This is a genomic window from Tenacibaculum sp. DPLXC6 (genome assembly GCF_056815515.1).
The window spans coordinates 1,400,283-1,425,673 of record NZ_CP141806.1 but is presented as its reverse complement, the minus strand read 5'-3'; the positions used below and the strand labels follow the sequence as shown (position 1 = coordinate 1,425,673).

Here is a 25,391-nt window from a genome sequence, read left to right as displayed (position 1 = left end):
TTATGAAAAAAAGCCTATCAATATATTTAAAAGTACTTGCAGCATTATTAGTAATGTTTTGGTTACTGAGTGTAGTAGAGGTTTTTGTTAGTTTTAAAGAAACACATACAATAATTTATGTTGTAAAACTTGTTATGTATAAGCTATTACATGCTTTTATAACAGTTGTAACAATAGGAGTGTTGTTTTTGCCAATATATTATTTAGTAGGGCTAGGAAATAAAAAAATAGCGGAAATAACAGCCATAGCCCTAGGAGTATTTCTTGTTATAGGAGAGTTTTCTTTAGTAAAATACAGTACAACCACTTTGTTAAATTTAGGAGCAGATCTTTTAGGTTATTCGTATGACGATATTTATAAAACTATTGAATCTTCAGAATCGTTTTCTGTTTTCAACTATCTACTTTTCCTAGTAATTCCGTTATTATTTTTAGTAGTTGTATACCTATTCAAAAAGAAAATACCAGAAAAGATTTTTCTAAAAATAGCTCTAGGATTGCTAATAGTGGCAGCACTATTAAGGCTCTTTAGTTTAGAGTTTAATGAAGCTAAATATCAAAATAAAATAAGTTTTTTAGCAACAGATATTTTAAAATTTAAATTAGATGAAGTACAAACATACAGCTATCAACCAGGAGAAATAAAAGAGTATCCCCTTTTAAAACCATCAGAAGAAGCAAAAGATGTGTTAGGAGCTTTTTTTAATACAAAGTTGCAAAAACCTAATATAGTTATAATTATAATGGAAGGAGTAGGAAGTGAGTTTGTAGATGGCAATTCATATAGCGGATTTACTCCATATTTAGATAACCTAATAACACAATCGTTATATTGGGAGAATTTTGTTAGTAACACCGGTCGAACCTTTGGGGTACTACCTTCACTACTTGGATCGTTACCTTTTGGAGACACAGGTTTTTTAGAAATACCCAAAACACCATCACACCTATCGCTATTTAATATATTAAAAGCAAACGGGTATACAACTTCGTATTATACAGGAACCCAATCTAGCTTTGATAAAATCATTAACTTTTTAGAATATAATAGCGTTGATTTTATTGTTGACGAAAATAAATATGGACCGTCATATGTAAAAACAGGTGGAGTAGATGGTTTTTCTTGGGGCTATCCAGATGCAGAAATGTTTAAAAAAGTACTAAGTACTATAAAAAATAAAAAGCAACCTAGATTAGATGTAATAGCAACACTTAGTAATCACGAACCTTTTGTGTTTCCAGAGAAAGAGACCTATAAAAAGAAAGTAGACAGTATATTAAATACATCACGAGTTTTTGGGGTGTCTAAAAGAGAAATAGAAAATAAAAAAGATATTTATGCAACACTACTTTACAGTGACAACTCTCTAAAAAACTTTATGGAGAGTTATAAAGAAAGAGCAGATTTTGATAATACAATTTTTGTGATTACGGGTGATCACAGATTAATTCCGATAGAACAAAAAGATAAACTGTGTAGATTTCATGTACCGTTGCTAATATATAGTTCCATGTTAAAAAAAGCGGAACGCTTTAAATCTGTTTCTTCTCATTTAGATGTAGTTCCGAGTCTCTATTCCTTTTTAACGAATAACTATATGCTAGAACCATTAAAAGAAACTGCGTGGGTAGGAATAGGTTTAGATACTACAAAAAGGTTTAGAAATATTCATCAAATAGGCTTAATGCGTTACAAAGGAGGTTTGAAAGATTTTATTGATAGAGAATATTTACTTTCTGATGGAGATTTATATAAAATAGATGAAGCTTTCGATACCCATAAAATTAGCGATGGAAAAATACTTAGTGAGATAAAAAAATCTTTTGAAGAGTTTAAAGCAATCAATAAATATGTAACTCAACAAGATAAAATTTACCCAGATGTTATTTATGAAAAAAAACAATCCAAAATTCAATTTACACAAGAAGAACAAAAAAGTATAAGAGAAATAACAGAAGGAAAAACGTTTGATGAGGTGTTTTTAATAGCAAGATCAAAGGCTTTTGATGGAGATAGAGTGGGAGCGAGACTATTATGCGATTTCATTTTAAATAATATGCCAAATCATGCGGATGCAAGAATTTTAAAGGCTAGAATCTTGTCTTGGGATGGAGAATATAAAGAAGCAGAAAAACTCTTGTTAAATGCCGTTGAAAGGCATCCGTTTTATGATGATACGTATGTTGCTTTGTTAGATTTATACTGGTGGTCTGGTCAAGAAAGTAAAAGTATAGCTGTAGCTAAAGAAGCTTATGCAAATGAAGTCAAAAACCCAGACATAAGTTTTAAGCTAGCAAAAGCACACCAACGATTGAAACAAAAAAAATTGGCATTAAAAATTATGGATAGTCTCTTAACAATATATCCAGACAATAAAGAGTATGTAGAATTAGAAAAAGCATTAAAAGAATGATTCTAAAAAGTATAAAGTATCACCTTTGTATACTGTTAACTTTGTTTGTGTGCTCTGTTTTTTCACAACAGAAAGTATTTCAAGGTGACCCTGATGTAGCTTTTGAAAAAGCGAGAAAAATGGCTTTTAATAAACAACGAAAGGAAGCTCAAGATACCTTACGATTTATTTTAACAAAATATCCAAATTATTTAGATGTACGTTCCTTTTTGGCAAGTACTTATTCTTGGGATGGAAACTATAAAGAAGCTAGAAAAGAGTTTGAATATGTGTTGAAAAAAGATCCAAAAAGGAAAAATGATTGGATAGCAACAATTAAAAACGAGTTGTACACTTCACTGCCATATAAAGCAAATGACTTGGTGAAAAAAGCATTATCATATTTTCCAGATGACACAGATTTATTATACCTAAAAGCAAAGTCAGAAGAAAAACTACAAAACCCAGAAGAAGCTTTAATAACGCTAGATAAAATAATTAGTATTGATGCAAACAATTCTAAAGCAATTTCTTACAAAGAAAGCTTAATCAATACATTGCGTTTTAATAGCGTTGGACTGAGTTATTCAACAGTTTTATATAATAAAAATGAAAGAGATGCATCTCACTACAGCACACTTAATTATACAAGACAAACAAAATATGGGAGTATTATAGCTAAAATAAACTACTCAAGACGTTTTGATACAGATAATTTACAATATGAAGTAGACTTATACCCAAGAATAACAGATGGTTTATATGCATATGTGAGTGCAGGTTTTTCAAATTCTAGTTTGTTTCCCAAGGTTCGTTATGGAGCAGAATTGTATAAGTCATTACCATTTAGCTTAGAAGTTTCTTTAGGCTTTAGAGGGCTAAAGTTTTCTGAAACAACAACTATTTATACAGGATCTGTAGGTTGGTATACAGGAAATAGTTACTGGTCATTAAGACCTTATTTTACACCTAATGATAATGGTACAAGTAAATCTGTTACACTAACCTATCGTAGATATTATAGTGACGCTGATAACTATTTTGGCATTGCAGTAGGGGCAGGATTCTCCCCGGAAATTGATAGATTTCCTGTAAATACAGAGCAAACGGTTATTTTTGATTTAAAAACACAAAAAATTACTGGTGAATATGCATTTACATCTAAAAGTAAAAAGCATGCTTGGAAAGCATCAGTAAATATTTTACGAGAAGAAAAAAGTTTTGATCGCGGCGAATATTTTTTACTATACACCTTAGGAATATCTTATGATTTAAGGTTTAGGTAGAAAGTATGACTCAATGAATTTAAATAAATTTTCGGTTGTAGTTTTTACCCAATTTAACAGAGTATTCAATCACATTTTTAATAATTTTTCTATTGTCGTTTTTACGCCAATTAATATATAGTTCAGTGTTTTCTGGTAGTGTGATAAAACGAAGATTAGTATTTAAAGAAAATTGATACGAGTAAGGTAAAATAGAAATACCTAAACCTCTACCAATTAAATTTAGAATCATGCTTCCAAAATCAGATTCAATATGAGTTTGGGGTTCAAAACCATAGGTGTTAAAAATATTGCGTAGTAATGAAGAAAAATAAGTTGTATGATGTAAACCTGAAAGAATAAACTTTTCATCTTTTACATCCCTTAAATCTATAAATGAATCTTCCGTTACCCAATGATCTTTCGGAACTACAAGACAAACAGGTTCAGCATACAGTCTTTCAGATAAAATAGAAGCATTTAAAACCTCATTTCTACTAAAAGCAAAATCTATTTGATAACTAGAAAGTAGTTTTTCAAGTGTAATGTCAGTAGGTTCCATAAGTTCTACTTTTAAATCAGGTTTCTCTTCTGAAAATATTTTGAGTAATTCAGGTAAATAGTTGTAAGAGATAGAACCAGGGTAGGCAATACTAACAAGACCAGAAGAACCTTCATCAATTTTTTTAGCATGCTGATGTGTGCGATCAAACTCGTCTAATAAAACGTCCCACTTTTTCTTAAGGAATACACCAGCCTCAGTAAGTTTTACATTTCTTTTATCTCGCTCAAATAAAGTAACACCTAACTCTTCTTCTAAAGACTGAATTTGCCTACTCAATGACGATTGAGAGGTGTAAACTTTCTCTGCTGTTTTCCAAAAATGTAGCTCTTCAGCTAGCGTTAAAAAATATCGAATCTGTTGAAATGTCATTTTAATGCGTTTTTTGCATTAATCAGTCAAAAATAAGTATTTTTTAATAAAGAGAACCGCAGTTGCTTTGCATAAAAAAAACTTTGTAATCATTTTTAAAAAGTAAAGAAATGGGAATTGAGAATTTTATCGCATTTTTAGTAGCAACTGTTCTTTTTGTGTTAACACCAGGAATAGAAACCGTTTTCTTAATAAACAAGTCAATTAGTCAAGGACGAAGGTCTGGTGTGTATACCAGTTTTGGCTTAAATACTGGGGCTTTAGTGCATACTTTGTTTGGAGCATTAGGCTTGTCTATTATGGTAGCGAAGTCAGCGATATTTTTTGCATTGATTAAGTATTTAGGAGCGGCTTATTTAATTTATTTAGGAGTAGCAAAAGTGATGTCTAAAAAAGGATTGATAGCTGATACAAATGAAGAACAAAAGAAAGATTCAGCAAAAAGTAGTTTTACATCAGGATTTGTTACAAATATATTAAACCCGAAAGTTGCATTATTCTTTATAGCTTTTTTTCCGCAGTTTATAAGTCCAACAGAAATAGAAAATCCAGTTCCTTTTATTGTTTTGGGAGTAATTTATGCAACGATGACTACTGTTTGGTATTTAGTTTTAACATCATTTGCAGGATCATTTTCAACTAAAATTAAAGAGAACGAAAAAATAGGAGTTAGACTAAACAAAGTATCAGGTGCAATATTTGTATTGATGGGCTTACAGATAGCGTTTATGTAAAAATAAAAACCGATAGTGATTGAAAACTTTGCTATCGGTTTGTATTAGTTTTTCAGAATTTTGTAATCACTAACTAATTTAATTTATAGATAATAAAGTTGAAATTACTAAGAGTGTGTCAGCTTACTTATGATTTCTTTATGTTGTGGAAACAATTGTATGAGTTCTTCTCTTCTAGGTAATACAAAATCGTTAAAGTCAAACCCAGGAGCAACGGTACAACCTGTAAAAGCATATGAGTTTTCTTTACTAACTTCCGCAGCAAACCAGTAACCAGCCGGAACTACAAATTGTGGCTGCTCATCATTTTCTATGTTATTTCCAATCAATATAAAAGAGTAGTTTCCTTCGGGAGATATCATATGTAGTTTTAAAGTACTTCCTTTATAAAAATGCCAAATTTCATCTTGATTGATTTTATGAAAGGCAGAAAATTTTTCAGAAGTCAATAAAAAATAAATACAAGTGCTGTAGTTTCTATCACCTAAGAAGTTAGAATTTAAGTGTTCGTTTTTAATAACTCCGTTGCTTCTGTAAGTTTCTTTGTAAAAACCACCTTCGGGATGCTCTGTTAAATTGAATTTTTTAACTATCTGTTGTGCTGTCATTTTCTTTTTGTTCGTTAACTTTTTTAATAATGGCTTTTAAACGTTCTTTAGTACGTTGTTTTTCCAAACGAAGTTTGTTTTCTTTTTGTTTCATTAAGCGAGTATGTTTCGCTTTGTTTACCGTGTTTTTTGCTTTTCCTTTTTTAGGCATTTTTTGATGTTTTAATAGCTAATAACCCCAAGAAAGTTAAGAATCCGTTTAATATCAATACAAAGAATCCAAAATCAAATCCAAACTTTTCCTTGCTGTAAAAACTAATTGCATAGGTTAACACTGGAGCTATTAAGCAAATGATAGGAACTAACTTGTCTTTTATGTTTAATTTAGTAAATAGTCCGAAAGCATATAAACCTAGTAACGGCCCGTAAGTATAACCAGCAAATTGGAATATTTTAGCAATTACACTCTCGTTAGCAATAAAATATTTAAAAATTAAGATGGTAGCGACTAAAATAAAAGAGAATAGTACATGGATTTTCTTTCGTATTTTCTCTTTTTCTTCTTCGCTATCTTTCTTGTCAATTTCTAGAATATCAATACTAAAGGACGTAGTTAACGAAGTTAAAGCACTATCTGCACTAGAATAAGCAGCTGCAATTAAACCAAGTAAAAAGAATAGAGAAGTAGCCAATCCTAAATCACCACTCATTGCTATAGTAGGGAATAAATTGTCTTTATGAGCGTTTAGTTCATTTGCTGTAGCATAATCAGTTAACAGGATTCCTAAAGCTAAGAAGAAGAAGTTAACAATGACTAGCACAATGGTAAACCAAAACATGTTTTTTTGAGCATCTTTTAAATTGCGGCAGGTCAAGTTTTTTTGCATCATGTCTTGATCTAAACCTGTCATCACAATTGAAATAAAAGCTCCTGAAAAGAATTGTTTCCAAAAATAATTACCAGCCTTTACATCGTCAAAAAAGAAAGTTTTAGATAAGCTATTGTCTGTTACATACGAAAACAAATTATCAATTTGCATTTCATCTTTTATCATTACAATACAAACTCCAACAGCAATTAGCATAAACAACGTTTGTAAAGTGTCTGTCCATACAATAGTTTTTATACCTCCTTTAAAAGTATATAGCCATATAAGTAAAATGGTAATGGTTACCGTTACCCAAAACGGAATTCCATAAGCATCAAACAAAATTAACTGTAATACATTTGCCACTAAAAACAAGCGAAAGGCAGCACCAACAGTTCTTGAAAGTAAGAAAAAAGAAGCCCCAGTTTTGTACGAATATCTACCAAAACGTCCTTCTAAATAGGTATAAATTGAAGTTAAATTTAATCGGTAATAGAGTGGAAGTAATACCAATCCAATAACGGCATAACCTAATACGTACCCTAGCACCATTTGCATATAACTCATTTTGTCACCTTCAACCCAGCCAGGAACCGAAATAAAAGTAACTCCAGATAATGATGCTCCAATCATACCAAAGGCAACTAAATACCATGGAGATGAGTTGTTTGCTTTAAAAAATGTTTGATTGTTTGCCGATTTACCTGTGATGTATGAGATAAGAATTAATACACCAAAATAGGCTAAAATAAGGAGTAGTATATGTAACGGTTGCATATAGTTAAATTATGAATTACGAATGTACTAAAATTATCATTCGTAATTCATAATTAGTATTGTCTAAGAAAGTTCTATAACGACATCTTCGGTCTTTCTACGAACTTTTTTTAAGTCTTTCATGTAGTCATCTTCTGCTCTAAAACCAACAGGTAATACTAAAACCGATTGTAAGTTGTATTTATCTAGTTCTAAAATCTCATCATATTTTTCAGGAACAAAACCTTCCATAGGGCAGCTATCAATTTTTTCATTAGCAGCAACAGTCATTAGATTTCCTAAAGCAATATATGCTTGGTTTTTCATCCAATGGAATAATACTTCAGGAGATTTATTCTCTATATCGTTAGTTAAAAACTCTTTGAACGGATTTAAAATTTCATCGGGTGTGTTTCTTATGTCTTTTACTAATTTAAAATAGCTCTCAACATCTTTAGTAGTAAGTTCTTTTGGGGTACATAATACTAATAAATGAGAAGCCTGTGCAACTTGGTGTTGATTCCAAGAATGTGCCACCAATTGTTGTTGTAAATCTTTGTTTTTAACCACAACCATTTTTACAGGTTGTAATCCATAAGAAGTAGCAGTTAAATTAAATGCTTCTTTTAAAATATTGATTTGTTCTTCTGAAAGAAATTTATGTTCGTCAAATTTTTTAACAGCGTATCGCCATTGTAAATTTTCTATACTATTCATGTGGTTTTAATTTTTGTTCTCAAATATTTGAGAGTTATAATACTTCAAGATTTGTCTTGAAATTAATATATTCCTTCACTTAATTACTTTGTAGATTTCCCTAGAGTAACTTATTTAGCAAAAATAGAGGAATAAAAAGTTGCCTAAAAATACTTCGAATAATTAATATTGATAGTGTCATAGAAATATTTTGTACATTGAGAATGAAAAAGAAAGCATATGAAAGAAGAATTTTTACACTTTTTGTGGCAATACAAATTATTTAACAGTACAAACTTAATATCAGTAAAAGGAGGAGTAGTTGAAGTTCTAGATTCAGGAAGTTATAATACGAATTCAGGACCAGATTTTTTAAACTCAAAATTGAAGATTGATGGCCAGTTATGGGCAGGAAACGTTGAAATTCACATAAAATCATCAGATTGGTATGCGCATCATCATGAAAAAGATGTGAATTACGATGCGGTTATTTTACATGTTGTATGGGAGTATGATACTGATGTGTTTATGAAAAATAACCATCCATTACCAACGGTAGAATTACAAAGATTTGTTCAAGAAGATGTATTGGTAAATTATAGAAAATTGTTTTTAAAAGAACAACGATGGATTCCTTGTGAAAAGCAAATAGCAGAAATTAATTCTTTTTTATTAAATAACTGGTTAGAACGTTTGTACTTTGAACGATTAGAGAATAAATCGGTAGTAATAAAAGAGCTGTTACAAAAATCAAATAATGATTATGAAGCGGTGTTGTTTCAGTTATTAGCTAAGAATTTTGGATTGAAAGTTAATGGAGCGGTTTTTTTAGAACTAGCACAATCGTTTAATTTTTCAGTGTTACGTAAAGTTCGATTCAGTGAAGAACAATTATCAGCTTTATTGTTTGGGCAAGCTGGATTCTTAGAGCAAGAACTAGAGGGAACTTATTATCTACAACTACAAAAAGAATATACTTACATACGGCATAAATATAGGTTAAAACCAATAGCTAAGCATAGATTTCAGTTTTTTAGAATGCGCCCGAATAACTTTCCTACGATTAGAATAGCTCAATTGATAGCTTTATATAACAAGTATCAAAATTTGTTTTCAAGATTAATAGATATAAATAAAGTAGAGGACTTTTATGACTTATTTACAGGTGAGGTGAATGATTTTTGGAAAACACATTATACATTTGAATCAGAATCAAAGAAATCAGATAAAAGGCTTACAAAATCATTTGTTGACTTGTTAATTATTAATACGATTATTCCTTTAAAGTTTGTTTATGAACAGGCTAGAGGAGAGGTTGATCAAGAAGGTTTGTTACAATTAATAAAACAGTTGAAACCAGAAAATAACTCGATTATAAATAAGTTTTTGGAGTTAAAAATTAAAGCAAATAATGCATTTGAATCTCAAGCTTTATTGGAGCTTAAAAATAATTATTGTGTAGAGAAAAGATGTTTAAACTGTAAGATAGGAAGTTTTATTATGAATAGATGATGTAAAAATCAAAAAAATGGATGTCATAAAACTATTTGATTAATAAAATGATATATTTGCGACAAAAATTTATAAAAATGAAAAAAGTATTAATTGCTATTACATTAGTATCTACTATTTGTGTAGGTTGTAAAGACAACAAAAATTCAAAAAACAATGGAGGAACTTCAACAATTGAAGAATCTATTAGTGAAAAAGAAGAAAAATCAGCTTCAGCAATTTGTTTATTAGATAAACTATCTATTAGAGAAAGTGCTTCTGCCAAAGGGAAATGGATTACCTCTATTAGTTTAGGTGAAAAAGTAACCTTAACAGGAGAAGAAACTATAGATTCTGTTTCGAAGAAGGAGTATTATAAGGTAAAGTTGATTGACGGAAAAGAAGGATGGACTAGATCTACCTTTTTAGCTGTTAATGGTAAGGTGGGAGCTATGTTAGAAGAAGCAGTAGTTTATAAAAGACCAGATTTACTTACTAAAACAGAAAAAAAATACAGCATTATGGATATCATTGCTGTAACTGAAACTCAAGGAGACTGGATTAAGGTTAAAGGAAAAAGGTCTGAAGGAAAGTATATTGAAGAAGGTTGGGTGAAAACTTCTAACATTACAAATGATCAAGTTGATATAGCAACGGCTAAATTTGCAGGAATAGCAAATACTCAACCAACAATGACAGAAAGAATAAAAGCATTGAAAGATGTTATAAATAATTCAGACTTATCTTCTTCTAAGTTTATTACAGTTATAGAGAATAAAATAGAAGATTACGAGTCAAAAAATCAGCCTTTAGATGCTCAGGAAGCAGAAGTAGCTACTGAGGAAGTTGCAGAAAAACCTGCCGAATAATCACATAAAAGCACGAATAAAAAAACGATTTTAGAATATTCTAAAATCGTTTTTTTATTTTAATTTATTTTGAAAAATAGTTATTAATATAAACTCTTAAACTTAGCAGGATTTGCTTCGTTCATAATTTCGTATACTTTTTCAAAAATATCTTCTGCAGATGGTTTAGAGAAATAATCTCCATCGGTACCATAAGCAGGTCTATGTGCTTTTGCAGTTAAGGTTTGTGGTTTGCTATCTAGATGTCTGTAACCATTTTGATTTTCAACAATTTCTTGTAATAAATATGCTGAAGCTCCACCAGGTACATCTTCGTCAACAACTAACAAACGATTTGTTTTTGCAACCGATTTTACAGTATCATGATTCAAGTCAAAAGGTAATAAACTTTGTGCATCTACAATTTCTACATCTATACCTACTTGTGCTAAATCTTTAGCAGCTTCTTCAACAATTCGTAAGGTAGAACCGTAAGAAACAATTGTAATGTCAGTTCCTTCTTTGATTGTTTCAACAACACCAATTGGAGTTTTAAAGTCTCCTAAGTTTGTTGGTAATTCTTCTTTTAAACGGTATCCATTTAAACATTCTACTACTAAAGCAGGATCGTCACCTTCTAATAAAGTGTTATAGAAACCAGCAGCTTTTGTCATGTTACGAGGAACTAATACATGAATTCCTCTTACGTTGTTTATTATTCCGCCCATTGGTGAACCTGAATGCCAAATTCCTTCTAAACGATGTCCACGAGTACGAATAATTAATGGAGCTTTTTGCTTTCCAAAAGTACGGTAACGTAGCGTTGCTAAATCGTCACTCATAATTTGTAAAGCATATAATAAATAATCTAAATATTGAATTTCAGCAATAGGACGTAATCCACGCATTGCCATTCCAATACCTTGACCTAAAATGGTAGCTTCTCGAATTCCTGTGTCAGAAACACGTAACTCACCAAATTTTTCTTGCAAGCCTTCCAATCCTTGATTTACATCACCAATATACCCTGCATCTTCACCAAAAATTAATACTTCTGGGTGTTTTGCTAAAATAGCATCAAAATTATCACGCATAATAATACGTGCATCTACAATATTTTTTTCTTCAGCATAAGTTGGAGCTTCTGCAGCAATATTTTCAGTTGCTAATTCAGTTTCACTTAATAAATGTGCAGAATATTTTACAGCAGCTTTGTTAATTGAAGCTTTGATGAAGTTTTTAAGTGCTGTTTTTTCAGCAAAATCTTCATCTCTTAAATAACGTAAAGCTTTACGAGCAGCTACTAAAATATCTTTTCTGATAGGTTCAGAAATAGCGGCTAAATCATTTTTATATTTTGTAATGAAAGAACCATTATTGCTTTTTTGAGCAATGGTTTCTAATAAAGAAATAGCTTCAGCTACTTCTGCTTTTATTTCATTTGTATAAGCACTCCAAGCATCACGTTTTGCCTTACTTACTTCTTTTTTAGCTTCTTTTTCAATGTTGATTAAGTCTTCTTCAGAATCAATAAACTTTAAAGTTTCTCCATCTTCATTTTCTAATTCAAATTCTAAAATCCACTTACGCATTTGGGCAATACAATCAAAGTCTTGTTCCCATTGTAAGCGTTCTTTTGATTTATAACGTTCATGTGAACCTGAAGTTGAATGCCCTTGAGGTTGTGTTAATTCTTTTACGTGAATTAATACAGGAATATGTTGTTCTCTTGCAATTTGAGAAGCTTTATTGTAAGTGTCAATTAACTGAACATAATCCCAACCATTTACTACGAAAATCTCATATCCGTTACTTTCATTTTCACGTTGGAATCCTTTTAAGATTTCAGAAATACTTTCTTTAGTTGTTTGGTGGCGTGCATGTACTGAAATTCCGTACTCATCATCCCAAACATTCATTATCATTGGAACTTGTAGAACACCAGCAGCATTAATTGTTTCAAAGAATAACCCCTCACTAGTACTAGCATTACCAATAGTACCCCAAGCAACTTCGTTACCGTTGATTGAGAAGTTCGTGTGATTTTCTAAACCTTCAACATTTCTGTAAATTTTAGATGCTTGTGCTAATCCTAATAAACGAGGCATTTGACCTGCTGTAGGAGAAATATCTGCTGATGAATTTTTTTGAGCTGTTAAGTTTTTCCAGTTTCCATTTTCATCTATAGAATGCGTTGCAAAATGTCCTCCCATTTGACGACCAGCAGACATAGGCTCAACATCAATATCAGTATGAGCATATAAACCTGCAAAAAATTGTTGTGGAGTTAATTCTCCAATAGCCATCATAAATGTTTGATCACGATAATAACCTGATCTGAAGTCTCCATTTTGAAAAGCTTTAGCCATAGCTAACTGTGGTACTTCTTTACCATCTCCAAAAATTCCAAATTTAGCTTTACCTGTTAAAACTTCTCTTCTCCCTAATAAACTACATTCTCGACTAATACGAGCAATTCTATAGTCCTTTAAAACTTCATCTTTAAAATCTTGAAAAGAAAGCTGTTGAGTATTAGCTATTTCGGTATTTTGCGTCATAATCATCTAATTTAGGTATGGTTACAAAGATAGGTTTTTTAGTTGAAATTTAAAAATTTCTATTTTCATTGAATATTTTTCAAAAAAAAGAGAAAAAACAAGATATTATTGAAGTATCTATAATATGCCTCTTCTTATAAAGTTATAAATTCTATCAATATCCGTTGTAATGATGAATCTAATTTTTGAAGGATAGGCTCTCTTATTAATTTCAAAACCTTCGTTGGTGTATATAGGCAAGTAAAATTCAAATATTTCAGGAAGGAAGTTTAATCGAATACCATTTTCATAGAAAAATTTAGGAGAAGTGTTTTTGTTTTTCAACATAGCAACATCATTATAAATTTCAGCCCACTTCCATAAACTTACGCTAGTATTAATAGATGTTATAAGTTGATTAGCAAAATAAGGTTCTTTAAAATTAGATTTGAAACCTCCTTGTCCTACAACAAATTGCTGACTAAAAAAACCTTCATTTTCAGAACGCCCAAATAGGTTTTGCTCAAATAAATAATCGTTACCACGGTTTAATCCAAAGCTAAAGTAATTTCCTTCTGTTTTATTAGATAAAAAGAGTCCACCAAAAAAACGAACTTCAAAACTTTCATTAGCGGTAAAAAACTTTCTATAACGAAAATCAGTAGATATTTTACTAAAATTAGAGTTTATCTCAAGGTTAGCAGCATATCTAATTCTGTGTATAGCATCAAATTTGTTATTTATATAGCGTAGGTTAAAAATATTATACTTGTCTTGGTCTCCTTGAATATTGTTAGGGGCAACTTCTTTATCAACACTAACCATACGGGCTATTAAGAACTTAGAACCAATATCACGTAGTGTATTTCTTCTGAATTGAAAATTAATAAATGGGCTTAAAGTATTGTATCCTAATTCAGGTGCGTAATGAAAGTTACTTCCTGAAATTCCATATCGTATTTTATAAACTTTAGAGTCTCTTAAAAAATGATTGTATCCTACAGAGAATGATCCGGTTAAGTTTCTACTTTTAAGACCATAGTTAGGAGTTAAACTGAATTGAAAGTTATGACTGACGAGTGATCTGTTATTTATGTTTACCCCAAGTATTAATCCATCATATAAATTGTATTTAATATCAGGATAATAGAACAGTTGATTATAGTATGGGTTTTCAAAATCTTTAAAAAAACGAAACTGAATAGGTTTACTTATAATGCTATTATTTACATTTCTAAAATTGTTAAGGGAATTAAATTCAGGATAATTATTTTCATAATTCAAAGCAAGCTTGTTAAAATCGCCTCTTTTAATTTTTACTGTTTTGGTAGAATCTACATTGGTAACCCAGGTTTTGAGTTTTATTTTTTTCTTTTGAATACCATAAAGTGCTACGGGAGCTGTAAAATCTCTTTTGTTTTTGATAGTTACAAATAGAGAATCTTTATTTTTAGAGTAGGATACCTTTTTTATTTTGTAGTCAATTTTTTTATCGGTAGTAAGATAATCACCAAAAAACCATTGTAAATCTTTTGAGGTTTTCTTTTGAAGAATCTCAGCAAAGGATTTACTACTTGAAGGCGTTAATTGATTTTTAATATAAAATTCTTTTACAGTTTCTTTTAAAATACTGTCACCAACAAAGTCATGTAAATATTTAATTCCTAAACCAGCTTTATACTTACTTACTACTTTTCTGTTAAAGTTAGAAAGAGAGTCACTAGAGATTGTTAAAGGTTGATCATAAAACTTACGAGAACTAAATTGATAAACAAGAGGATATTTATCGTTCTGTTTTAATTTGGCAATGTTATAGGTTTTTACGGGCCAATACTTGGAGTATTTACCTAAAAAAGTAACTTCTGGATAGTATTTTTTTACATACTCCATCATTAAATAAGTTTGTAAACCATCAGTTAACCAATAATCTTTTCTCGGTTTTTGAATTATTACATCATCGAAATACTTTTGAGTAAGTGCTTTAAAAAATCCTGTTTCCCATCTAAAGTTCTTAGGAAAAGGTTTTAGCCGACTAGGAAGACCATAAATTTCATGTAGAGAGTTTTTGTTTATGGTACGTGAATCTACAAGGATTTCAGGGTGTGGGTGTTTGCCAATGAAGTCTTCTATAAACTGTATTTGTCTATTTATAATTTTGGTAGTTTCTTCATTAGGGATTTGTTTTAGGTAAGCATCTGTTTTTATTTCTTTATCTTTTAACTTAAAAGATTTAAAAGTTCTTACTGTATCAATATGAAGGATGATATCCTTTTTTTTTGCACCAACTAAATAGAAATTGGTGTAATTATCATTTTCAGTTCTATATTGGTATAAGTTACTTTCTATATGATAGTTTTTAGGAATATCTATAGAAATAGAGTAATTAGAGAGTTCTTCGTATAAATCATCTAAATTTAAGTTGCTCATTAATTGCCACTCTTTATCATATACAGCAGGAGTTATGTACCAAAACCGTAAATGATATCCTGTTTTTGTTTTTCCATATCCTGTATATTTTGCATTTGGTATTTTTACAGAATATGAGGTACGGAGTATTAAACTATCTTTTGGATTTAAGGGCTTATTAAGAGATACTTTAATAATGTCTTGTTGATTCTTTATCTCTTTAAATGAAACTTGTTTAAAGTTAACTGTTAAGTTTCTTACTATGCTATAGCCTCGGTCTTTATCTTTTGAAAAATGAAAAGTTTTTCTATAATCTTCAATAAAACGTTTAGCTAAAGGAGTGTCGTCATTTTTATAACTATTAGCCCAGTTATGTAAAAAAATATAATTTAGATTAGAAGAAGAACGATTATAAAGTGTTGTTTTTTGTAGAATATGAATTACATCGTTGTCTATATCTAATTTAGCTTTTATTTCAACAGAATTTTCTTGTGCTACTACTTTAAAGTAATACAAGATGATAGCACATAATAAGAGGAGTGTTTTCTGTTTCAATATTATATAGGGTCTGTTTTAAGAAGGGTTATAAAAATATTTAATAAACCTTGTGAAAATAAAAAAGCTCATTGAATTTTCAATGAGCTTTAAAGATAAATATTTTTAGAAGTTTGGCTTCAGCTGATATTTAGCATAGAATTTATTAAAATGTTCAACAGCTTCATCTGCAGTATCAACAACTCTAAATAAGTTTAAATCTTTTTCGCTAATGTTACCTTCCTCAATTAAGGTGTTCTTAATCCAGTCTAATAAACCAGCCCAAAACTTTCTACCAATTAGAACAATAGGGAATCGACCAATCTTATTAGTTTGAATTAAAGTAATTGCTTCAAATAGTTCATCCATTGTACCAAAACCACCAGGCATTACAACAAACCCTTGAGAGTATTTTACAAACATTACTTTACGAACAAAGAAATAATCAAAGTTCAAGTTTTTATCACTATCAATCCATGGATTATCATGTTGTTCAAAAGGAAGATCAATATTTAAACCTACTGAGGTGCCTTTTCCTCTATGAGCTCCTTTATTACCAGCTTCCATAATACCAGGACCACCTCCAGTAATTACTCCAAAACCACTTTGTGTTAATTTAAAAGCTACTTCTTCTGCTAATTTATAGTGAGGATCATCGGTTTTTGTACGTGCTGATCCAAAAATAGATACACAAGGACCTATTTTACTTAGTTTTTCATAACCTTCTACAAACTCAGACATAATTTTAAATATTGCCCAAGAATCATTTGTTTTTATCTCGTTCCAAGTTTTTTGCTGTAGTTTTTCTCTAATTTTTCTGTCATCATTCGGACTCATAATTCTTCTACTTTTATATTAAATAACAAATTAAACTGCCAAAATTTGATTTTTAGCAAGCCTGCTAATTTAGTAGTTTTTTAATGATAGAAAAAGATAAAATAAAAAAAGCTACCTTGGCACCAAGGTAGCTTAATGTTTATAGGGATATAAGTTTAAAAACATTCATTGTTTTCGTCTACAACTTCACATATTGTTCCTCCTATTACAACACAGCATCCATAAGGAGGACAAATAGGATTAGAATAACAGTTAATGGGTTTTCCCCCATTAATTTTTACTTGCTCTGCTTTATTTAGAGCCTTTCCGATATTTAAGATTGATTTTTTCATGATTTTTAAAATAAAATTATTAATACTCGAATACTTAGATGAATTCAAGGTTTGTGTAACTTCCATCTTGTATGCAAGGGGTAAGCATAAAAGCTACCCCCATCATCATAGCTTAAAGACAGGTACATCTCCATTTATTAGTGAAAGCATCTAACCCCCAAAAGCAACCTGCAGCGTCACATTCTTCTTTAGTGTCGTAGAATCCTCCATTAATTTGTTTCTGAATATTTTTATTTAATTTTTCGCCTAAATTTAATATTGATTTTTTCATAATTTTAAAAATTTTAAGTTTAATACCAAAAGCACCCAAAACGGTCACATCTTCCTGGAGCACATAAGTTACCCCATGAAGTAGATTCACAACACATTATTCCATCTTGTGTACAGCCACGAGCGATACCTCCATTAATTTGTTTTTGGTCAGTTTTATTTAAAGCCTTACCAAGGCTCAAAATTGATTTTTTCATAATTTATTTTTTAGATATTAATACCAAATGCAACCATATTGTGTACATCTTCCTGCATCACAGAATTGTCCCCATTGAGTTTGTACACAGCATCTACTTCCACTTCCAGTACAAGAACCAGATCCGATTCCACCATTAACTTGTTTTTGATCAGCTTTATTTAAAGCTTTACCTAAGTTTAAAATTGATTTTTTCATTTTAAAATAATTTAAATTTGATAAAAATCCTTGAACTATTTAAAGACACTCAAGGTTTGTGTCTATTCTCCGCGAAAGAATTTCTTATTTAAGAATATTTTTAAGCTGATAGAAAAAACGTTCTATCAAGCGTAAGTCTTCAGTTACGATATCTGCAGCTCCTTTCATTTCTTGTCTAAAAGGAATTGTTTTATTGTATGTAGTTTCTAAATTTTGGGGTAATTCTACATTAACTAAGTAATTACCTCCTTCATTAGGGGTTAATGAAATTGATTTGACTTTTCCATTTAATTCTCCGAATTCATCAGAAGGATAGTTTAATAGCTTAATCTGAACTTTTTGACCTTTTTTTATTTTTCCAGAGTTAGCAGCAGGTGCTTCTATTTTTCCGATAAATGAATTTCCTTTGTTAGGAATAATAGTGAATATTAAATCACCCGTATTAACAGTTTGATTTTTATTCCAAAATGATAAGAAGGATACTTTACCATCTATTGAAGAAGTTAAAGCATATTGCTTTTCCCAATCTTTAATAGCTTTTTTTAAGTACAAGAAAGATTGTATAGCTTTCTTTTTAAGGCGTGTATCTTGTTGTGTTTTTTTTATGGAGGTTCCTTCTAAGTTTTTTGCAGAGTTATTGATTAATTCTCTTATTTGTGAAATTGAAGACTCTAAAGTTTTGTATGATCGTTTAGCTTGTAAATACTCTATTTCTTTTTGGTCTTTTTCTTTGGCAGAAATAACGCCTTGACCAAACATTTTTCTACTACGTTCTAAGTCCTTTTCTTTAAACTCCAACTCTTTTAAGTTAAGTTCCTTTTGTGATAATAAAATTTGCAACCTACCTCTTGCTTCTATAACAGACATTCGGTTTGCGAAATTTTCAGATTTAAATGGAGTTAACTTTTCATTTAAAACATATTCAGAGTAGTCATTTTCAAATTGAGAGTAGCTAGATGTTATGTCGCCTAAAATTAGTGGAGGGACTTTGTCAACAGGGAAAAAGAATTTTTGTTGATTCATTTCAATAGTATCAACAATACTCTTTAAAAGTAAAACATCTTTATAAGAAGCACTGTTTTCAATTACAGCTAAAACATCACCTTCAAAAACAGTTTTACCTTCACTAGTTAGAAAAGTTTCGAATTGACCTGTTGATTTAGCATAAATTTTTTCAGGCGGAGTGGAGGTAGTAACCATTACCTCTGTAGATATAACGTCAGGATATTTTACAAACCATGAGATGAATAATAGCATCAGAATTAGTCCAAGAAGCAAGGTGTTTCCCCAACGAATCATCCAGTTAGGAACATGAGTTAAAATTTCTTGAACTTCTTCACTTCGAATTTCTATATCTTGAGTATTGTTTGGCATATTAGAGAAAGTAAAGGTACTCCTGTATTAATGGTAGGAGTACCAATGAAATAAATTATTAATTAGGACATGATACAAGTTCCGTTATAGCATTCCCAAGGTGTTAAAGGGTCTCCAGGACCATCTTGATCGTAACAATCTTTTTCTGTTTTACAAGGGTAACCACCATTAATAAGTTTTTGCTCTATTTTACTTAAGTTTTTACCCAAGTTTAATATTGATTTTTTCATAATTAAATTATTTTTATACTAATTTTAGTTGTGAGATAAAAAACGACTATTGGGATTGTTGACAGATTTGTGTGTAATCTGGAACACAGGTGTCTCCTTGTAGTTTACAACAACCTGAACATAAAATACCATAAGGTCCATCATCTACTATATAGCAACCATTATTGGTAGATCCACCATTTATATTCTGTTGTTCTATTTTGCTTAAACTTTCACCTAAGTTTAAAATTGATTTTTTCATTTATCATTTTTTTAATTATACACCGAAACAATAATACCCAACTCTAACTCTATTTTGACAACTAGAAGGAAGGTTGTTGTAGTCACTACAACTACCACAATAGACAGCTCCACCAAATAACTCTGTGTCACTATTACCATAGTAACAGTTAGTAGGAGGGCATGATTGAGTTCCTCCACCATTGATTGATTTTTGCTTTATTTTACTTAAGTTTTCACCTAAGTTTAAAATTGATTTTTTCATAATTATTTATTTAGGTTAAGCGGGGCAACATTGTCCGTTTTTTATAACACCTCTATTGGCACCTCCCATACCATTTGGTACAGCACAAGCATCTCCTTCTTCACAATCTAAAGCGCAAAAGAAGTAGTTAGAGCAAGGAAAACTAATTGTTTTTCCTCCTTTAATAAGTTGTTGTTCGCTCTTCTTAAGAGTTTTTCCTAATTTTGATATTGATTTTTTCATTTTAAAATAATTTAAGTTTGATAAAAATCCTTGAACAATTTAAAGACACTCAAGGTTTATGTCTATTCTTCGCGAGAGAATATTTTTATTTATATACTACAGTTAGTAAGCCATTACACAACAATTATTGTGGCAAAGAGTAGGGGCTCCAGGTAACATAGTATTAATACATTCACTACAATTGTTTACGTAATACATTTCAAAACCATCACAAGTTTGACCAAATTTTCCATTGATTTTTTGTTGTTCAGTTTTGGTTAAAGTTTTACCTAAGTTTAAGATTGATTTTTTCATGATTTTTAATTTTTTAATATTAAGCAGAAACGAACTCTAAAATTCCATTTACCAGAATAGTTTTACAAGAGTCGTAGTACTTGGAGTATTCTTTAGGAGAAGAATAACCCCCAGTAATTATTTTTTGTTCAGTCTGGTTTAAAGTTTTATCTAAGTTTAAAATTAATTTTTGATGATTAATGTTTTTAAATCTTGATAATGCTTACCATAGTTTTTAATAAACTAAACAGTCTCCATAAGGTCCTGGGCATTTTGATGGTACACAAATTCCTCCTTGAGAACAATAGCTTCCAACTATACAGTTATCGCTACATAACTCACCATCATCTGCATTACCTCCTAATATATTTTTCTGTTCTGCTTTGTTTAGGTTTTTACCTAGGTTTAAAATTGATTTTTTCATTTTAATAATTTAAAATTTGATAAAAATCCTTGACCATTTAAAGACACTCAAGGTTTGTGTCGATCCTTAGCGAGAGAATATTTTATTTACCTAAGTCTAGTTGGTTTTTAACTAGATGGTAGTAACTTCCTTTTAAATTAATTAGTTCTTCGTGACTTCCTTTTTCTATAATTTTTCCTTTTTCAAGTACAACTATTTGGTGGGCATTTTTTACAGTACTTAATCGGTGTGCAATTACTACAGCTGTTTTGTCGGCAAAAAATTCATTAAGTTTACCCATGATAACTTTTTCGTTATTGGCATCTAAAGCACTAGTTGCTTCATCAAAGAATAAGAATTTCGGATTTTTGTAAACAGATCTTGCAATTAATAATCGTTGTTTTTGACCTGTACTTAATCCGTTTCCTTCACTACCTATTTTTGTGTTGTAGCCTAAAGGCAAGCCTTCAATATAATCACCAATGTTTGCTACATCGATTGCATGAGCTAATTTTTCTTTATCAATATAATCTTCACCTACAGCTATGTTTTTAGCTATAGAATCATTAAAGATGTAACCTTCTTGCATCACAACTCCGCAATTTCTCCTCCATTCTTTTTGCGATACATTTTTCAAATTGAAGTTGTTTATCATAATGTCTCCTTGGTCTACTTGATAGAAACCAAGTAGCAACTTCATTAAAGTGGTTTTACCACTACCACTAACACCTACTATTGCCGTTGTTTTATTGGCTGGAATTTCAAGAGATAAATCTTTTAAAACAGGTTCTAAACCACCTGTGTATCTAAATGAAATGTTATTTAATTTTATAGAAGCATTTTCAGGGATGGTAGTTACTTTTTCATCACTAGGCTTTTCTTCATCTTCCATGTTATGTATTTCACCTAGTCTATCTAAAGAAATTTGTGCATCTTGTATATCTCTCATAAAATTTATTAGCTGTGTAATAGGTCCATTTAATTGACCTACTATATAGCTAATAGCCATCATCATACCTAAAGTAATTTGCCCATCTATAACTAGTTTTGCTGAAAGTATGGTAATGAACATGTTTTTAAGCTCATTAATAAAGTTAGATCCCACGCTTTGGGTTTGTTCTAAAGCAAGACTTTTGGTGGCCACTTTAAATAAACGAGCTTGTACATATTCCCAATTCCAACGCATGCGTCTTTCAGCATTGTGGAGTTTAATTTCTTGCATTCCATTAATAAGCTCAATAACCTTGCTTTGTTCTTGGCTTACTTGAGAAAAACGCTTATAATCTAGTTCTTTTCGTTTTTTAAAAAAGAACAATACCCAACCAAAATAAAGTACACTTCCTAATACAAAAACTCCAAATATTTGTAAACTGTAGTAACCTAAAACTAAACTGAAAATTATAAGATTAAAAAAAGAAAATAACACAGTTAAAGAAGATGTGGTTAAAATCCGTTCAATACGTTTATGGTCATTTATTCTTTGTAATAAATCTCCAGTCATTCTTACATCAAAGTAAGAAATAGGTAGTTTCATTAGTTTGATAAAAAAGTCAGAAATTAAGGAGATGTTAATACGTGTACTAAGGTGTAGTAGAATCCAACTTCGAATGATTTCTAGAGAAGCTTTTCCTATAAAAAGAAATAGTTGAGCAAATAAGATAAGGTATACAAAATTTAGATCCTGATTTTTAATACCTACATCAACCACACTTTGAGTTAAAAAAGGTAAGATTAATTGTAATAAGCTACCAGCAAGAAGTCCTATTATTAATTGAACTATAAACTTCTTGTATTTGTATAAGTATTTAAAAATAAATGAGAATCCAAATTTTTCATCTTCTTCAAACTCTTCTTGATAAAACTTAGGTGTTGGCTCAACTAACAAAGCGATTCCTTCCTCTGTGTTTTCGTCAGCGTTGTTACCAATCCAATGTTGAATAAACTCTTCTTTTGTAAAAGTGATTAGGCCATGAGCAGGGTCAGAAATATAAACCGTGTCCTTTTTTATTTTATAAAGAACTACATAGTGGTTTTTATTCCAGTGAACTATACAAGGAAAAGGAGCTTCTTTAAGTTTGCTAAAAGCTAATTTTATACCTAAAGACTTAAAACCTATAGACTCGACAGCTTCACTTAAGCCGAGTAAGCTACTTCCTTCTCTGGTTGTTTCACTTAATTTTCGTAATTGTTGAGTATTGATGGTTTTACCATAGTGTTTAGCTATGATTTTTATACAAGTAGGTCCGCAATCTTTTGCTTCAGTTTGTTTGTAATTTGGGAATTTCTTCAAGTTCAATTTTGATATATGATATAACTAGGTTAGAAATATACACTTTCCAACCTAGTTATTAAAAATTATTAAGAATAATATAATTAAAAAAGCACTTGTATTATACATGTTTTACTGAAATAATAATTATCTTTTTTCCCATCCTCAAGAAGGGTAGTATGGTAAAATATAGCTCAGTGATTTAATATTATTCTTTTTTTATCCTTGCCTTAATTTAAGGTTATGAGTTTATTAATTATTAAGTTATAGGTAAGGGGCAGGGCATTCAGGAGTGCCATAGCAACAATTATATTGATCTGTCCAACAGCATCTTTCAATTGGATGCCAATAATACCCTTTGTCATACCTACAGTTTCCTGGGTCTGACCCTCCATTAATCTGTTTTTGATTGCTTTTGCTTAGAGTCTTTCCTAAACTTAAAATTGTTTTTTTCATAATTATTTGTTTATAAGTAATTAAGTTTTTTAGAGTTAAAAACCTATTGACCACGACACCAACCGTTATTGAAGTAGTCATCTGTTCTACATAACATTTGAGAGTAACAACAACCATAACCACCTGGACAATCTTGATGATTTTCACAAAGTATAGCTCCTCCGTTAATCTGTTTCTGTGCTGTTTTATTTAAAACAATACCTAAGTTTAAAATTGATTTTTTCATGATATTAGCTTTTTATATTGGTTAATTAACACCCTGTACAGCTTATTCCTCCATTAGGGCAAAATTCCCAAGGACCTGTGCAGTTGTTGCCGCCAGGGTCATTACTACCTCCATCATCTATATAACAATATATGCCTTCACAATATTGACCTGATGGACAATTACCTTGACCGTCACAAAAACCTACAGCTCCTCCACCATTGATTAATTTTTGTTCTATTTTATTTAGAGACTTTCCTAAATTTAAAATTGTTTTTTTCATAATTTTAGTTTTTATTAAAAACAAGCACAATTATTAGAGGTACCATAACCTCCACAACTAGGGCACCAAATCCCTCCAGTATTCCCACATTCTTCAGCAGTACAACATCTAGGATCTCCATAGTTAACTAAACACTTGAATTTGTCTAAACCTCCAAGAATAACTTTTTGTTCTGTTTTATTTAGAGGTTTACCTAAGTTTAATATCGATTTTTTCATAATTAATTTAGTTAAATTATACTACCATCACATAAAAATCCTGTGTTTCCTTGATCACCAAATAACTGACACCATCCAGCAGTATTACAGCAATACCCATTTCCACATTGGTAATGATTGTCACATTGCACTTTACCTCCGTTAATTTGAGTTTGTTCCACTTTTCTTAAAGCTTTACCTAAATTTAGAATTTGTTTTTTCATAAATTTAAAATTTAAATACAACAATTTGTAGCCGGATGATATTGACAGCCTGAAATATAATTGCCTCCACAGCTAGGATTGTTAATAGCTGCATAACTTGTAGTACAACACTGTAATGCAGGATCACAACATTTAGTAGGTTTTAGGCGACCACCATTAATTGCCTTTTGACTTCTTGTATCTAAATGTTTACCTAGATTTAAAATTGATTTTTTCATTTTGAAATTTTTTATCTAAAAAGGTCCGAAGACACAATATAATTCAGCACAGTGGTCTCCATAATCTTCACATACCCGGTCTTTGTTTGTATCACACATTTTTCTACCACCATTAATTTGGGTTTGTTGAGCCTTATTTAAAGTTTTTCCTAAGTTTAAAATTGATTTTTTCATAATTGAGTTACTATTTAGTTAATAATCTTTTTAATCAGTACCCTTATTAATAATTTATTCTAGAATAGGACACATAAGAGGAGGGCAGTTTCCTGTGGGGTAGTTAGGAGCATCAATAGCATAACATCTGTAGCTACAACAATGATACCCACTGCCACATTCGCGATCACATCGGCAAAACCTAAGAGCTCCTCCTTGAATTTGCTTTTGTTCTACTTTATTTAAAAGCTTTCCTAAGTTTAAAATTTGTTTTTTCATAACTATAAAGGCATTAATAGACGACAGTAAGTTTCAGCACATTTCCATCCAAAGTCTTCACATATGCGATCTCCATTAGTATCACACTGCATCCTACCTCCGTTAATTTGAGCTTGTTCCGCTTTTTTTAAAGCTTTACCTAAATTTAGAATTTGTTTTTTCATAATTAAAATATTAAGGTTACTTTTGCGGCGAACATTTAAAGACACTCACCAATGTGTCTATTCTTCGCGAGAGAATTTTGTTCAAAATGCAAAGCCCTTTTTAGGGCTTTGTC

33 protein-coding genes are annotated in these 25,391 nt (G+C 30.5%); 5 read left to right on the top strand and 28 right to left on the bottom strand.

Annotated features, from left to right (window positions below; translation table 11 throughout):
* The first annotated feature begins 2 nt into the window (after positions 1-2).
* A complete protein-coding gene (locus VCM48_RS06425; protein WP_482272032.1) occupies positions 3-2,414 on the top strand; it encodes a sulfatase-like hydrolase/transferase in 2,412 nt (803 codons plus the stop codon).
* Between the two features lie 119 nt (positions 2,415-2,533).
* Entirely contained in the window at positions 2,534-3,679 is a 1,146-nt protein-coding gene (locus VCM48_RS06420; RefSeq protein WP_482272031.1) for a YaiO family outer membrane beta-barrel protein, read from the top strand.
* A 19-nt stretch (positions 3,680-3,698) separates the two neighbouring features.
* Here VCM48_RS06420 and VCM48_RS06415 read toward each other — a convergent pair whose 3' ends face one another.
* Entirely contained in the window at positions 3,699-4,592 is an 894-nt protein-coding gene (locus VCM48_RS06415) for a LysR family transcriptional regulator (RefSeq protein ID WP_482272030.1), read from the bottom strand.
* A gap of 110 nt (positions 4,593-4,702) precedes the next feature.
* Between VCM48_RS06415 and VCM48_RS06410 the strand changes: the two genes are divergently transcribed.
* Entirely contained in the window at positions 4,703-5,326 is a 624-nt protein-coding gene (locus VCM48_RS06410; protein WP_099214039.1) for a LysE family translocator, read from the top strand.
* A gap of 107 nt (positions 5,327-5,433) precedes the next feature.
* On the opposite strand, the gene VCM48_RS06405 is transcribed toward VCM48_RS06410, so the two are convergent.
* The 4 genes from VCM48_RS06405 to VCM48_RS06390 form a co-directional block, all read right to left on the bottom strand.
* Positions 5,434-5,934, bottom strand: coding sequence for a cupin domain-containing protein (locus VCM48_RS06405; RefSeq protein WP_482272029.1), 501 nt, complete (start codon positions 5,932-5,934; stop codon positions 5,434-5,436).
* Positions 5,912-6,085, bottom strand: a complete 174-nt coding sequence (locus tag VCM48_RS06400; protein ID WP_164723466.1) for a hypothetical protein — start codon at positions 6,083-6,085, stop codon at positions 5,912-5,914. The genes VCM48_RS06405 and VCM48_RS06400 overlap by 23 nt, the downstream gene beginning before the upstream one ends.
* Complete coding sequence (locus tag VCM48_RS06395) at positions 6,078-7,520, bottom strand: sodium:solute symporter (RefSeq protein WP_482272028.1); 1,443 nt, start codon at positions 7,518-7,520, stop codon at positions 6,078-6,080. Before VCM48_RS06395 ends, VCM48_RS06400 begins: the two co-directional genes overlap by 8 nt.
* A 63-nt stretch (positions 7,521-7,583) precedes the next feature.
* A complete protein-coding gene (locus VCM48_RS06390) occupies positions 7,584-8,216 on the bottom strand; it encodes an NAD(P)H-dependent oxidoreductase (protein ID WP_440122393.1) in 633 nt (210 codons plus the stop codon).
* A gap of 219 nt (positions 8,217-8,435) precedes the next feature.
* Here VCM48_RS06390 and VCM48_RS06385 point away from each other — a divergent pair, with 219 nt between their 5' ends.
* A complete protein-coding gene (locus VCM48_RS06385; protein ID WP_482272027.1) occupies positions 8,436-9,707 on the top strand; it encodes a DUF2851 family protein in 1,272 nt (423 codons plus the stop codon).
* A gap of 77 nt (positions 9,708-9,784) precedes the next feature.
* Complete coding sequence (locus VCM48_RS06380) at positions 9,785-10,555, top strand: SH3 domain-containing protein (RefSeq protein ID WP_482272026.1); 771 nt, start codon at positions 9,785-9,787, stop codon at positions 10,553-10,555.
* 83 nt (positions 10,556-10,638) lie between these two features.
* Here the strand turns inward: VCM48_RS06380 and VCM48_RS06375 are convergent, their stop codons facing one another.
* From VCM48_RS06375 to VCM48_RS06265, 23 genes are all read right to left on the bottom strand, one after another.
* Complete coding sequence (locus VCM48_RS06375) at positions 10,639-13,092, bottom strand: alpha-ketoacid dehydrogenase subunit alpha/beta (RefSeq protein WP_482272025.1); 2,454 nt, start codon at positions 13,090-13,092, stop codon at positions 10,639-10,641.
* Positions 13,093-13,209: 117 nt separating this feature from the next.
* Positions 13,210-15,993, bottom strand: coding sequence for a gluzincin family metallopeptidase (locus VCM48_RS06370; RefSeq protein WP_482272024.1), 2,784 nt, complete (start codon positions 15,991-15,993; stop codon positions 13,210-13,212).
* 144 nt (positions 15,994-16,137) lie between these two features.
* Positions 16,138-16,848: an LOG family protein gene (locus VCM48_RS06365; protein WP_440122387.1), complete on the bottom strand. Its 711-nt coding sequence runs from the start codon at positions 16,846-16,848 to the stop codon at positions 16,138-16,140.
* Between the two features lie 155 nt (positions 16,849-17,003).
* Positions 17,004-17,180, bottom strand: coding sequence for a hypothetical protein (locus tag VCM48_RS06360; protein ID WP_482272023.1), 177 nt, complete (start codon positions 17,178-17,180; stop codon positions 17,004-17,006).
* A gap of 112 nt (positions 17,181-17,292) precedes the next feature.
* A complete protein-coding gene (locus VCM48_RS06355; RefSeq protein ID WP_482272022.1) occupies positions 17,293-17,451 on the bottom strand; it encodes a hypothetical protein in 159 nt (52 codons plus the stop codon).
* A 19-nt stretch (positions 17,452-17,470) separates the two neighbouring features.
* Positions 17,471-17,647: a hypothetical protein gene (locus VCM48_RS06350; RefSeq protein WP_482272021.1), complete on the bottom strand. Its 177-nt coding sequence runs from the start codon at positions 17,645-17,647 to the stop codon at positions 17,471-17,473.
* Positions 17,648-17,664: 17 nt separating this feature from the next.
* On the bottom strand, positions 17,665-17,844 hold the full coding sequence (locus tag VCM48_RS06345) for a hypothetical protein (RefSeq protein WP_440122379.1): 180 nt from the start codon (positions 17,842-17,844) through the stop codon (positions 17,665-17,667).
* 84 nt (positions 17,845-17,928) lie between these two features.
* Positions 17,929-19,218, bottom strand: coding sequence for an HlyD family secretion protein (locus tag VCM48_RS06340; RefSeq protein WP_482272020.1), 1,290 nt, complete (start codon positions 19,216-19,218; stop codon positions 17,929-17,931).
* Positions 19,219-19,280: 62 nt separating this feature from the next.
* Positions 19,281-19,448 carry a hypothetical protein gene (locus tag VCM48_RS06335; RefSeq protein WP_482272019.1) on the bottom strand — a complete coding sequence of 56 codons (168 nt, stop codon included), beginning with the start codon at positions 19,446-19,448 and terminating at the stop codon, positions 19,281-19,283.
* 46 nt (positions 19,449-19,494) lie between these two features.
* On the bottom strand, positions 19,495-19,689 hold the full coding sequence (locus VCM48_RS06330) for a hypothetical protein (protein ID WP_482272018.1): 195 nt from the start codon (positions 19,687-19,689) through the stop codon (positions 19,495-19,497).
* Between the two features lie 15 nt (positions 19,690-19,704).
* Complete coding sequence (locus VCM48_RS06325) at positions 19,705-19,932, bottom strand: hypothetical protein (RefSeq protein ID WP_482272017.1); 228 nt, start codon at positions 19,930-19,932, stop codon at positions 19,705-19,707.
* A 15-nt stretch (positions 19,933-19,947) separates the two neighbouring features.
* Positions 19,948-20,154, bottom strand: a complete 207-nt coding sequence (locus VCM48_RS06320; RefSeq protein ID WP_482272016.1) for a hypothetical protein — start codon at positions 20,152-20,154, stop codon at positions 19,948-19,950.
* 102 nt (positions 20,155-20,256) lie between these two features.
* Positions 20,257-20,448 carry a hypothetical protein gene (locus tag VCM48_RS06315; RefSeq protein ID WP_482272015.1) on the bottom strand — a complete coding sequence of 64 codons (192 nt, stop codon included), beginning with the start codon at positions 20,446-20,448 and terminating at the stop codon, positions 20,257-20,259.
* Positions 20,449-20,662: 214 nt separating this feature from the next.
* Positions 20,663-20,851: a hypothetical protein gene (locus VCM48_RS06310; protein ID WP_482272014.1), complete on the bottom strand. Its 189-nt coding sequence runs from the start codon at positions 20,849-20,851 to the stop codon at positions 20,663-20,665.
* Positions 20,852-20,933: 82 nt separating this feature from the next.
* A complete protein-coding gene (locus tag VCM48_RS06305; RefSeq protein ID WP_482272215.1) occupies positions 20,934-23,120 on the bottom strand; it encodes a peptidase domain-containing ABC transporter in 2,187 nt (728 codons plus the stop codon).
* Positions 23,121-23,363: 243 nt separating this feature from the next.
* Entirely contained in the window at positions 23,364-23,555 is a 192-nt protein-coding gene (locus VCM48_RS06300) for a hypothetical protein (protein ID WP_482272013.1), read from the bottom strand.
* Positions 23,556-23,598: 43 nt separating this feature from the next.
* Complete coding sequence (locus VCM48_RS06295) at positions 23,599-23,781, bottom strand: hypothetical protein (protein WP_482272012.1); 183 nt, start codon at positions 23,779-23,781, stop codon at positions 23,599-23,601.
* Between the two features lie 25 nt (positions 23,782-23,806).
* Positions 23,807-24,043: a hypothetical protein gene (locus tag VCM48_RS06290; protein ID WP_482272011.1), complete on the bottom strand. Its 237-nt coding sequence runs from the start codon at positions 24,041-24,043 to the stop codon at positions 23,807-23,809.
* Between the two features lie 229 nt (positions 24,044-24,272).
* Positions 24,273-24,464 (bottom strand): hypothetical protein, encoded by a 192-nt coding sequence (locus VCM48_RS06285; protein WP_482272010.1) that lies wholly within the window; start codon positions 24,462-24,464, stop codon positions 24,273-24,275.
* 11 nt (positions 24,465-24,475) lie between these two features.
* On the bottom strand, positions 24,476-24,682 hold the full coding sequence (locus VCM48_RS06280) for a hypothetical protein (protein WP_482272009.1): 207 nt from the start codon (positions 24,680-24,682) through the stop codon (positions 24,476-24,478).
* A 15-nt stretch (positions 24,683-24,697) separates the two neighbouring features.
* Positions 24,698-24,856 (bottom strand): hypothetical protein, encoded by a 159-nt coding sequence (locus VCM48_RS06275; RefSeq protein ID WP_482272008.1) that lies wholly within the window; start codon positions 24,854-24,856, stop codon positions 24,698-24,700.
* Positions 24,857-24,910: 54 nt separating this feature from the next.
* Entirely contained in the window at positions 24,911-25,114 is a 204-nt protein-coding gene (locus VCM48_RS06270; RefSeq protein WP_482272007.1) for a hypothetical protein, read from the bottom strand.
* A gap of 2 nt (positions 25,115-25,116) precedes the next feature.
* On the bottom strand, positions 25,117-25,278 hold the full coding sequence (locus VCM48_RS06265) for a hypothetical protein (protein WP_482272006.1): 162 nt from the start codon (positions 25,276-25,278) through the stop codon (positions 25,117-25,119).
* Positions 25,279-25,391 lie beyond the last annotated feature (113 nt).

What these genes read in the sequence shown, in the direction of transcription:
- VCM48_RS06385 (WP_482272027.1), top strand. Translation starts at nt 8,436, where the DNA reads ATGAAAGAAGAATTTTTACACTTTTTGTGGCAATACAAATTATTTAAC.
- VCM48_RS06390 (WP_440122393.1), bottom strand. Translation starts at nt 8,216, where the DNA reads ATGAATAGTATAGAAAATTTACAATGGCGATACGCTGTTAAAAAATTT.
- VCM48_RS06315 (WP_482272015.1), bottom strand. Translation starts at nt 20,448, where the DNA reads ATGAAAAAATCAATCTTAAACTTAGGTAAAACTTTAACCAAAACTGAA.
- VCM48_RS06375 (WP_482272025.1), bottom strand. Translation starts at nt 13,092, where the DNA reads ATGACGCAAAATACCGAAATAGCTAATACTCAACAGCTTTCTTTTCAA.
- VCM48_RS06290 (WP_482272011.1), bottom strand. Translation starts at nt 24,043, where the DNA reads ATGAAAAAAACAATTTTAAATTTAGGAAAGTCTCTAAATAAAATAGAA.
- VCM48_RS06325 (WP_482272017.1), bottom strand. Translation starts at nt 19,932, where the DNA reads ATGAAAAAATCAATTTTAAACTTAGGTGAAAACTTAAGTAAAATAAAG.
- VCM48_RS06420 (WP_482272031.1), top strand. Translation starts at nt 2,534, where the DNA reads ATGGCTTTTAATAAACAACGAAAGGAAGCTCAAGATACCTTACGATTT.
- VCM48_RS06405 (WP_482272029.1), bottom strand. Translation starts at nt 5,934, where the DNA reads ATGACAGCACAACAGATAGTTAAAAAATTCAATTTAACAGAGCATCCC.
- VCM48_RS06330 (WP_482272018.1), bottom strand. Translation starts at nt 19,689, where the DNA reads ATGAAAAAATCAATTTTAAACTTAGGTGAAAGTTTAAGCAAAATAGAA.
- VCM48_RS06355 (WP_482272022.1), bottom strand. Translation starts at nt 17,451, where the DNA reads ATGAAAAAATCAATATTAAATTTAGGCGAAAAATTAAATAAAAATATT.
- VCM48_RS06400 (WP_164723466.1), bottom strand. Translation starts at nt 6,085, where the DNA reads ATGCCTAAAAAAGGAAAAGCAAAAAACACGGTAAACAAAGCGAAACAT.
- VCM48_RS06300 (WP_482272013.1), bottom strand. Translation starts at nt 23,555, where the DNA reads ATGAAAAAAACAATTTTAAGTTTAGGAAAGACTCTAAGCAAAAGCAAT.
- VCM48_RS06425 (WP_482272032.1), top strand. Translation starts at nt 3, where the DNA reads ATGAAAAAAAGCCTATCAATATATTTAAAAGTACTTGCAGCATTATTA.
- VCM48_RS06275 (WP_482272008.1), bottom strand. Translation starts at nt 24,856, where the DNA reads ATGAAAAAATCAATTTTAAACTTAGGAAAAACTTTAAATAAGGCTCAA.
- VCM48_RS06365 (WP_440122387.1), bottom strand. Translation starts at nt 16,848, where the DNA reads ATGAGTCCGAATGATGACAGAAAAATTAGAGAAAAACTACAGCAAAAA.
- VCM48_RS06415 (WP_482272030.1), bottom strand. Translation starts at nt 4,592, where the DNA reads ATGACATTTCAACAGATTCGATATTTTTTAACGCTAGCTGAAGAGCTA.
- VCM48_RS06360 (WP_482272023.1), bottom strand. Translation starts at nt 17,180, where the DNA reads ATGAAAAAATCAATCTTAAATATCGGAAAGGCTCTAAATAAAGCAGAG.
- VCM48_RS06380 (WP_482272026.1), top strand. Translation starts at nt 9,785, where the DNA reads ATGAAAAAAGTATTAATTGCTATTACATTAGTATCTACTATTTGTGTA.
- VCM48_RS06350 (WP_482272021.1), bottom strand. Translation starts at nt 17,647, where the DNA reads ATGAAAAAATCAATTTTGAGCCTTGGTAAGGCTTTAAATAAAACTGAC.
- VCM48_RS06285 (WP_482272010.1), bottom strand. Translation starts at nt 24,464, where the DNA reads ATGAAAAAACAAATTCTAAATTTAGGTAAAGCTTTAAGAAAAGTGGAA.
- VCM48_RS06410 (WP_099214039.1), top strand. Translation starts at nt 4,703, where the DNA reads ATGGGAATTGAGAATTTTATCGCATTTTTAGTAGCAACTGTTCTTTTT.
- VCM48_RS06345 (WP_440122379.1), bottom strand. Translation starts at nt 17,844, where the DNA reads ATGAAAAAATCAATTTTAAACTTAGGTAAAGCTTTAAATAAAGCTGAT.
- VCM48_RS06395 (WP_482272028.1), bottom strand. Translation starts at nt 7,520, where the DNA reads ATGCAACCGTTACATATACTACTCCTTATTTTAGCCTATTTTGGTGTA.
- VCM48_RS06265 (WP_482272006.1), bottom strand. Translation starts at nt 25,278, where the DNA reads ATGAAAAAACAAATTCTAAATTTAGGTAAAGCTTTAAAAAAAGCGGAA.
- VCM48_RS06310 (WP_482272014.1), bottom strand. Translation starts at nt 20,851, where the DNA reads ATGAAAAAATCAATTTTAAACCTAGGTAAAAACCTAAACAAAGCAGAA.
- VCM48_RS06280 (WP_482272009.1), bottom strand. Translation starts at nt 24,682, where the DNA reads ATGAAAAAATCAATTTTAAATCTAGGTAAACATTTAGATACAAGAAGT.
- VCM48_RS06320 (WP_482272016.1), bottom strand. Translation starts at nt 20,154, where the DNA reads ATGAAAAAATCAATATCAAAATTAGGAAAAACTCTTAAGAAGAGCGAA.
- VCM48_RS06270 (WP_482272007.1), bottom strand. Translation starts at nt 25,114, where the DNA reads ATGAAAAAACAAATTTTAAACTTAGGAAAGCTTTTAAATAAAGTAGAA.
- VCM48_RS06295 (WP_482272012.1), bottom strand. Translation starts at nt 23,781, where the DNA reads ATGAAAAAATCAATTTTAAACTTAGGTATTGTTTTAAATAAAACAGCA.
- VCM48_RS06340 (WP_482272020.1), bottom strand. Translation starts at nt 19,218, where the DNA reads ATGCCAAACAATACTCAAGATATAGAAATTCGAAGTGAAGAAGTTCAA.
- VCM48_RS06335 (WP_482272019.1), bottom strand. Translation starts at nt 19,448, where the DNA reads ATGAAAAAATCAATATTAAACTTGGGTAAAAACTTAAGTAAAATAGAG.